Source organism: Comamonas sp. F1-6 (assembly GCF_039581415.1).
Lineage (GTDB): Bacteria > Pseudomonadota > Gammaproteobacteria > Burkholderiales > Burkholderiaceae_C > Comamonas > Comamonas thiooxydans.
The window spans coordinates 1-8094 of the sequence record NZ_JBCPWN010000047.1; the positions used below are offsets into that span (position 1 = coordinate 1).

The 8094-nt window shown below is 57.2% G+C and carries 7 protein-coding genes; 4 read left to right on the forward strand and 3 right to left on the reverse strand.

Annotation, left to right across the window (positions count from 1 at the left end; genetic code table 11):
* Nucleotides 1–33: 33 nt before the first annotated feature.
* Nucleotides 34–744: an alpha/beta hydrolase gene (locus AAIL66_RS24055; RefSeq protein ID WP_034389995.1), complete on the forward strand. Its 711-nt coding sequence runs from the start codon at nucleotides 34–36 to the stop codon at nucleotides 742–744.
* A 10-nt stretch (nucleotides 745–754) separates the two neighbouring features.
* Here AAIL66_RS24055 and AAIL66_RS24060 read toward each other — a convergent pair whose 3' ends face one another.
* Nucleotides 755–2035, reverse strand: a complete 1281-nt coding sequence (locus AAIL66_RS24060) for a LysR family transcriptional regulator (protein WP_034356393.1) — start codon at nucleotides 2033–2035, stop codon at nucleotides 755–757.
* 165 nt (nucleotides 2036–2200) lie between these two features.
* Between AAIL66_RS24060 and AAIL66_RS24065 the strand changes: the two genes are divergently transcribed.
* The 3 genes from AAIL66_RS24065 to AAIL66_RS24075 all read left to right on the forward strand — a co-directional run bounded on the left by AAIL66_RS24065 (nucleotide 2201) and on the right by AAIL66_RS24075 (nucleotide 5693).
* On the forward strand, nucleotides 2201–2650 hold the full coding sequence (locus AAIL66_RS24065) for a nuclear transport factor 2 family protein (protein WP_034389997.1): 450 nt from the start codon (nucleotides 2201–2203) through the stop codon (nucleotides 2648–2650).
* 107 nt (nucleotides 2651–2757) lie between these two features.
* Nucleotides 2758–3891: a porin gene (locus AAIL66_RS24070; protein WP_343497935.1), complete on the forward strand. Its 1134-nt coding sequence runs from the start codon at nucleotides 2758–2760 to the stop codon at nucleotides 3889–3891.
* A 26-nt stretch (nucleotides 3892–3917) separates the two neighbouring features.
* Nucleotides 3918–5693 carry a tannase/feruloyl esterase family alpha/beta hydrolase gene (locus AAIL66_RS24075; protein ID WP_343497936.1) on the forward strand — a complete coding sequence of 592 codons (1776 nt, stop codon included), beginning with the start codon at nucleotides 3918–3920 and terminating at the stop codon, nucleotides 5691–5693.
* Nucleotides 5694–6658: 965 nt separating this feature from the next.
* Here AAIL66_RS24075 and AAIL66_RS24080 read toward each other — a convergent pair.
* Nucleotides 6659–7525 carry a hypothetical protein gene (locus AAIL66_RS24080; RefSeq protein ID WP_034390044.1) on the reverse strand — a complete coding sequence of 289 codons (867 nt, stop codon included), beginning with the start codon at nucleotides 7523–7525 and terminating at the stop codon, nucleotides 6659–6661.
* Between the two features lie 181 nt (nucleotides 7526–7706).
* Nucleotides 7707–8094, reverse strand: a 388-nt coding sequence (locus AAIL66_RS24085) for a hypothetical protein (RefSeq protein ID WP_343497937.1), incomplete at its 5' end; no start/stop codon positions are given.

Below are 8094 nucleotides of genomic sequence, written 5' to 3' on the forward strand. Positions count from 1 at the left end.
GGCCGTCGGCCATCTGATTCTGGAGAGCGCTGCATGAGCAAACCCTGCATCGTATTTTTGCCCGGCTTGCTTTGTGACGAAGTGGTTTGGCAGGAGCAGAGAAAGGCGCTTTCCTTCGCCGACAGCATCAGCCCTTCCTATGGCCATGCTGCTTCCATTGAGGAAATGGCGCGCCTGGTGCTGAGCGAGGTAGGCGCAGAGCGCTTTTCCTTGGCCGGACATTCGATGGGGGGGCGCGTGGCACTGGAAATCGCCAGGATGGCTCCGCAGCGTGTGGAGCGTCTGGCTTTGCTGGACACCGGCATGGAGCCCATCGCGGCTGGCGAGGCTGGTGCCAGCGAGCGTGCCAAACGAAAGGCGTTGCTGGACAAGGCGCTCGAGAACGGCATGCGGGAGATGGGGGGGCAATGGGCACGAGGCATGGTTCACCCCGGCCGTCTTGACACTCCGCTGTTCGAAGAAGTCCTGGACATGGTGGCGCGCTTCACCCCGTCCATCTTTGCTGCACAGATCGATGCTCTGCTGGGTCGGCCCGATGCAACAGCGGTCCTGCAGGCGCTGAACTGTCCGACCTTGCTGGTCTGTGGGCGGCAGGACCTCTGGAGTCCTTTGTCCCGGCACGAACGCATGCAGCAGCTATGCCCCGGAGCAGAGCTGGTCGTGATCGAGGATAGTGGTCACATGAGCACCATGGAGCAGCCTGAGCAAGTGTCCAAAGCCCTGGCCGACTGGATGCTCCGCTAGCGGGAAGCAATTAGGCGGGCAGGTCCGCCATGGTCTGGTGGCAGGCCCGAATGAACAGATCTAGATTCTGTGAGGCGGTTCCCTGCGCACGTATCGCCAGGCCTATGCCTCGACGCGTAGAGGGCAGCTCCACGGGCAAGATGGACAGCAGGCCGCCATGATTGTCCCGCATGGCCTGTCCACGCGAGGCCAGGGCCAGCCTGCCGGTCTGCAGCACGAAGGCCAGCGTCATGGTCGGGCTGCTCGCTCGCAGATTGCTGCGCGGCGGCTCCAGTCCGTGCGAGCGGAACAGCCTGACCATTGCGCTATCTGCCGGTGTGTTGGGCAATGGCGTGACCCATTGCCATTGCAGCAGATCCTCAAGCGTCAGATGCTCACGCTGCAGGCTGTCGTGATCGCTGGGGGCGACGACAACCAGGTCGTCGTCGAACAGCTCAAGCTGCTGAACCTCATCCTCTGGCACTTGTGCACGCAGCGCGCCGGCAATGACATCAATATCTGCACTCATAAGGCCTTGCATCAGGCTTTCGTAGGTGCCGTCCACAATGCTGATCTCAATGTCGGGGTGGCTTGAGGAGAGTCTGTCCACGGCAGCGGGCAAGAAAATACCCACGGACAGCGGCAATACTCCAACTACCACACGCCCTTTGATCTGGCCATGCCAGGCCGAGATATCGCTTTCCATATCCCTGATTTCCGCCAAGGCCAGCTTGACACGCCGCAGCAGAGCTTCTCCCGACGGTGTGAGCCGAGTTCCGAAGGTGAGTTTGTAAAACAGCTGCAGGCCAAGGCTGGCCTCCAGCCCTTGCAGCGCGGCATGAATGGACGGCTGCGTGACGCCAATCTTCTGGGCAGCCTGCGACTCGCTGCCGCAGTGAGCGATAGCGAGCAAGGCTCGCAAATGTCCGGGTGGCACCACTTCTGCGAAGCGGTGAGGCAATGAAGAACGCCGCGCCGTGAGGGCGGATGCGGCCTGAGCTTCGGCGGCTCCGCTGCCAAGATGCTGGAGCATTGTCTCGATACGTGCAGCCATCTGGTTTCCCAGCGCGGTCGGCATCATGCCGCGTGCACCGCGAATGAAAAGCGGAAGCCTGCAGGCCTCCTCAAGCTGCAGCACTGACCTTGCAACAGCTGGCTGGGATAGGTGCATCGCCTGCGCTGCGCGGATGGTGCTGCCTTGACGCACGACAGTCAGTGCGGCTCGCAGGGATCGCAACTGGCTGGCCAAATCGGGAAAATGCGATGACTCATGCGTAATGACGCTAGGCGGGTATAGAGATGGAAGGTTCATGGCCCGCCTAGATTAGCGTAACGACAGTCCTTGGTGTCATTGCCTCATAAGTAAAACGCATTGATTGAATGGATGGTGGCATTGGCTCTAATTGCTGGCTCGTGGAATCCTTGGGTACCAAATAAAAACGGCATAACTTAGACGGCCGATCCGAGGAGACAAGTGATGAACAACGACCTGCAGCAGTTGAACCGACAGGCTTGCATTGACCTGGTTTTACGTGCAGCGGCCTATGCCGACGCTGGAGATGCCCTGCGCTTCTCACAGCTGTTTGCCGAAGAAGCCGTGTTGCAGCGCCCCCGTGGTGAGCCACTGCATGGACGTACTGCCATCGCTGCTGCCTATCAGCAGCGCCCAAGCGGCCGCATGACACGACATTTGCTCACCAATATCCTGGTCGAAATGCATGGAGCAGACACCGCAAGCGCGCATAGTCAGGTGCTGCTTTGGTCTTGCGACGACTCGGAGCCAGTGACAGAACATGGTCGTAAGGCGCATGAGCGACAACTTCTGGGTGAGTTCAACGACCACTTTTGCCGCACTGCCGACGGCCATTGGTTGATTGCCCGGCGCGAGGCACGCTTTGTCATGTTCTGTGGAAGTCCCGCCGCCTGAGCCGGGCGGGCTTCTCCCATTTCCCAAACGTCTGTATCTAGCCCCCTCAAACGGGTGTGACGTTGCGGCGTGCTGATTTTTATTACTACATCAACAGGAGACAAAAAATGGACCGTCATTTCAGCCCAGTGTTGTTAGCGTCGCTATCGTTGGCTGCAGCCATGGGGGCGCAGGCACAGACCGGCTCTTCGGTCACGCTATATGGGCACCTGGATACCGGAATTGAGCACCTGAGCAATGTGCAGGGCGGAGGCTCGTTGACGAGAATGCCTGGGTTGACCGGTACGGCGCCCTCGCGCTGGGGCGTTCGCGGCAAGGAGGATCTGGGCGGTGGCCTGAATGCCGAATTTGCACTGGAGTCGGGATTTGGCGTGGATTCCGGAACCCTCAATCAGGGTGGTCGTGGCTTCGGGCGTCAAGCCTGGGTCGGCTTGAGTGGAGGCTGGGGGAGTGCCTCGGTGGGACGGAACTACACCATGCTGTACTGGGCGCTGTTCGATGCTGATCTGCTGGGGCCCAATGCCTTCGGACTCAGCAGTCTGGACAGCTACATTCCCAATACACGCACCGACAATTCGCTGGCCTACCGCGGCCGTTTTGGAGCATGGGGTTTGGGGGGGGCTTATAGTTTCGGACGTGATACGGTCAATGCCGGTCCCAGTCCATCAGGGGCCAATTGCGCAGGGGAATCGAGCACGGACAGGCAAGCTTGCCGCCAGTGGTCTGCCATGCTCAAGTACGACACAGCTCCTTGGGGAGCTGCGCTAGCTGTTGATGAGATGCGCGGCGGTGCAGGCGCTTTTGCGGGGCTGGTGCGTTCGGACATGAAGGACCGCCGCATCATGGTCAATGGCTATGCCTCGCTGACTCCTTCGCTCAAATTGGGGGCTGGTGTGATCCGCCGTGACAACGACGCGGCTGCGGCAGCATCGCTCACCAATGGCGCCACTCGACGTAGCAACCTGGCCTGGGTGGGACTTTCCTGGAGTCCGTCTACAGCCGTTACCGTTGACGGGCAAATACAGCAGCTGCGCTATTCGCAGGGCGGCGATCATTCGACTCTGATTGCACTACGCGGCACTTACAAGCTCTCCAAGCGAACGGCTGCGTATGCCCAGGTCGCACACATAAACAATGGAAAACGTTTGGCTATTTCCGTCAGTTCGGCTGCTGTGGGAGGCAACCCGCTCGCGGGAGATTCTCAAACTGGTGTGATGCTGGGTTTGAAGCATTCGTTCTAAGTCTCGGGCCGAACAGGACACACACCATGCAACGAATCAAAAACATGCTTTCTTTGAAAACAACTCACAGCTTTTACTTGGGCTCGATTTCCCTTGCCGCAAGTTTGTTGCTGACGGGCTGTGGCGGCGACGACAGTAGTTCGGGATTTCCCACGCCACTGGTTGTAAAGGACGCAGCCAAGACCTGTGCGGCATTGCAGAGTGCTCAGATTGATGCAGCACGTATTGCCGAGCCGACTCAAGGAGCGGTTGTCACTAAGGCAACGTATCGCGCTGCAGTGTCTGCAGCTCCTAATGCGGCCGGAACGGCGATGGTTGCAGCAACGCCAGATTACTGTGAGTTGTTGATCGATATTCGTCCTGTAGATACTACGGCACCGTTGATCACATCCCAGGTTAACCTGCCCGTTTCGTGGAACGGCAAGAGCGTGCAAATGGGCGGTGGCGGACTCAACGGGACCTTGGTGACTGGGCTTGGGCCAGGCCGTGCAGATGGCCCCGAGACGCCGCTGCCGCTTACAAGGGGCTATATGACTCTTGGCACAGATTCGGGGCACCAAGTTTCAGCCGGCGTGGATGCCGGAGCCTTCGCTCTCAATGATGAAGCGTTGACAAACTATGCCTATGCCGCGTACAAGAAAACGCGTGATGTGGGCGTGCAGTTGTCGGAACGGTTCTATGGACACAGAGCACTCAAAGCCTACTACATCGGAGGCTCTGAAGGCGGCCGCGAAGGCATGCTGATGGCACAGCGCTATCCAGCAGACTTTGATGGAATCGTTGTCATAGATCCGGTTATTCGGTTGATGGGCTTATGGCAATTCCAGTTAAGCATGGGCCAGGTGCAAAGCTCGCCTGGAGCTTGGCTGGGTGGCAAGGTCCAGCTCTTGCACGACACGGTCCGAAAGGCTTGCGATGCTATTGACGGCATTGAGGATCAGATTGTCAGCAACTACAAGGCCTGCCGGCCCCTTGCGGAGACAGCAATTGCATCCCTCAGATGTTCCAGTGGCAACGATGAAGGAAATTCCTGCTTTTCAGATGCACAGCTAGCGACCCTGCGTTGGACATATGGCGGGCAACGCTATCCCTTCACGTTGGCCAATCAGCTGCAGTCTTATCCAGGATACCTGTACGGTAGTGAAGCCGTTGACGGTGCATTTGAGCGATGGGTTACAGGCACGGTTGCTCCCGGTACAAACCCCGACGCAGTGGGTGGAGGGCGCAGCTACTCTGTAGGGGGGAGCTTGGTTCGCTACTTCGTGACAAAAGACGCGCAATACAACCCGCTTGACTTCAAAGCCGAAGACCATAAAGCCCGACTGCAGCAGCTTTCGCAATGGATGGATATGACGGATCCCGATCTCAGCGCGTTCCGTGCGCGAGGAGGCAAGTTGATCATGCGCGAGAACCTGTCGGATAAGGGTAACAGTCCCCAGACTGGCATCGATTACTACGATGCAGTGGTGGCAAAAATGGGACAGGAGAAAGTCGATCAGTTCTTCATGGCTTATGCCGTGCCTGGATTGCCCCATACATCGGCAGGTTTGCCAGCAGGATCTGCCAATGCACCGTCCTATGGAACGCCGGGTGCCATTGACTTCATTGGTCTGCTTGATGACTGGGTGGAAAAGGATAAGAGGCCGGCTAATGATTTGCTTCTGACTAGCCGCAAGCCATTGCCGCCCTTTGACCTTGTGTCTTCCAAGCCCATGTGCCGCCTTGGATCGTATCCTCACTACATTGGCAGCACGCCTCAAGGCGGCGCATTGGCGACTAACTATGTTTGTCGACCAATGTGAGAAGCTTCCGCTCTGTGGCCCTTTCGCTATGGGGCTTGTTGAGATTTGATGTCCTGAGCTTGGAAGGCATCACAATTGCGCCCTGATTCAATATGTTTTGACAGATAAGCAATGGGCTCATTCGAGCCCATTGTGTTTTTGGCAAAGTTGGCGACAGAGGCCGCAGTGGTGCAGATAGCAGGCTGCTCGTCAACGCAGTGTGCTGAAAGACGTGCTCATGCATTGCGCCATGAGACTGGTGCACACCACATCGTTGAGTGTTCCGGAGATTGCCCAGGCATGTGGATACTGATCACGTGCCTGATTTGCCGAACTTTCCGCGCGCGCTTTGGCTATCTGCCGTCGGCTCGCAGATCTGCTGCCGACAGCCCCGGCGTGCATGCACAAGAGCATTGTTATGAACATCCGCTCTGGCGATAGCTCTACTTCAACGCATGCAAAAGTGGATACTCGGAATGCTTCAGACGCGAGTGGCAGCTTTGAGGTGTAGATCAGGCCTCCCGGAAGCCTTGGTGCAATGACAGCATTTGGCAACTGCAGTCATTGGCATTTTGTACTTGAAAGGCTGATACCAGCCTGGACCGTCCGCTCGCGGCGACGCGCAGGACGGCTGCTCCTGGCCGAAAGGAGCCTGCCAGGGAGCGACCTCGGTAGCCAGGGATGATCATCTTCTCAGTGAATCCCTGATCGAAGCTGTCGGCGCATTGATAGCGAGCATTTGGTACAGATGATCAATGTTGCCGGTACATCCATTTCAACCGAACCAGCAGAGCCGAGGTGCTCGACTGCCATGTCTTTGAATCGTTGCGGGAAGTGCGCTCAATGACCGTGGGCTGGCTGCATCGCTTCAAGCACCAGCGCCCACATGAATCGCCAGGCCGGACTCCTCCGGCCGCGTATCGTGTCAAACGTTTCCCCGGCTTCTGCTTTTAGGCGGCGCAGGAAAACGAGGATGCTTCACTGACCTACCGGGGCTCCGCCTTGATCGCCGCATTCAGGGTAGTCCACAGCTCCTTGGTGACGGGCACCATGTCCTGCCTGAAGTACCACCAGAAATGACCGCCCACGTAATTCGGGGTAGTGATCTTCATCGTGTAATAGCGGGTCAGGTACTCGGCCTTCTTGGTTTTGCGTGAGGTACCCACTTCCCCGAATCCGATCTTGGAATTGGGGAACATCACGCGCAGCTTGTCGAACACCTGCTGCCAGTTGGGCTTGAGTCCGTTGCAGTCATCCTCATAGTAGGAAATCCAGACGTAATCCAGACCCTGCTTCATGTAGGCAGGGACATTGGTCTCGGCCCACTTGAACATTTCATTGGAGGCTTGAGACCAGCAGCCCTGGTTGTAGTAGAGCGTGATCGCGGCCGTTTTGTTCTGTGCCTTCACGATGTTGTAGGCGTTGGTCATCTTCGCCACCACATCGGCATTGGCCCCCAGCCACTCGCCGTTGACCTCGTTGGCTACTTCCCAAATATCCACTACATCCGACAACGCATTGAGGTATTGATTAGTCCGCTGTATGTACGCATCCACGCTGTACTGCTTGACGTAGTACGAGTCCAATATCTCACCCATCACATAGGAAACTTTGGAGATTTCCACTGCTGGCTTGCGGTAGTAGTCCGGGTTCACGAACTCATCGAAGACGATGCGCGTGGTTGGCCGGTAGGCCAGCGACGATAGGCTGCGCGTGATGTCGCCAAGCCTGCTCACATCGTCCACGGTGACGCCGTAGATCGGAGTCGGGACTATGCGGCCCGAGGGCACGCTGGTTTGAGCAGATACTACGGAGCACAGCGAGGCAATGCAGAATGGGATAAACGCTTTCATGCGGTATCCCCCAATGAAGGGTTCAATGAATTTTTTCACTTGGATCAATATGAATCGAGGCGCGGCAAGGGTAGGGTGTGAGTGCTTCTAGCTGGTTGCACCAGCTCAGATCGACCCTCAGTTGACTCTCGATAATTAGCTAAACGGGCGACTTTAGTGCATGAAATTTGGCTAACAGAGGCTAAATGAAACGAAATGCGTTCCATGAGCCAGTGCACATATCGAGCTCACAGCTCTCGGCCCTTGTTGGCGCGCTCAATGCTTTGCGGCAGCTACCAGTCAAGGAGTTGATCGCCAGCGAAATCCTCAATGGCTTCAAGGGAGGGAGAGCAAATTGCACCTGATGTTGGGTAACGTGAGTGAGCCCTGAACACGAAGCGTTACGCGTGTTGCCTGCGGTATGAGTCATTTTCAAAATGAGTGTATCGAGGAAAATGTCACCGTGCGGTTGCCAGTCGGATGCGATGAAAGGTGCTTTATGTGGCCGCTTGTCCTTCATTTCGCAGTCCGCTTTTGGCTGTGGATTCAACTGGTCAATGCAACACAATGACTGCCACTGGCGCAAGGAG